A 316-nucleotide genomic window follows, 5' to 3' on the forward strand; every position below is an offset into this window, starting at 1 on the left:
CCAGGATCGGCGGCCAGGCCGTACGCCGCGCTGGCGCGGCGTCACGGCGCTGCATGAATTGAAGGCTGCCGGCGTGCCGGTGATGATCGCCTCCGACAACACGCGCGACCCGTTCTATGCCTATGGCCTGTCTCTTATACACATCTCCGAGCCCACGAGACTCTAGGCGCGATCTCGTATGCCGTCTTGTGCTTGGAAAGGGGGGGGGGGGGGGGGGGGGGGGGGGGGGGGGGGGGGGGGGGGGGGGGGGGGGGGGGGGGGGGGGGGGGGGGGGGGGGGGGGGGGGGGGGGGGGGGGGGGGGGGGGGGGGGGGGGG

1 protein-coding gene is annotated in these 316 nt (G+C 76.9%); it reads right to left on the reverse strand.

Features of this window, described 5'->3' with window-relative positions:
- Window positions 1–134: 134 nt before the first annotated feature.
- On the reverse strand, window positions 135–316 hold a 182-nt coding region (locus JHD80_RS27610), incomplete at its 5' end, for a hypothetical protein (protein ID WP_199093804.1).

Source organism: Allobosea sp. ASV33 (assembly GCF_016428755.1).
GTDB lineage: Bacteria > Pseudomonadota > Alphaproteobacteria > Rhizobiales > Beijerinckiaceae > Allobosea.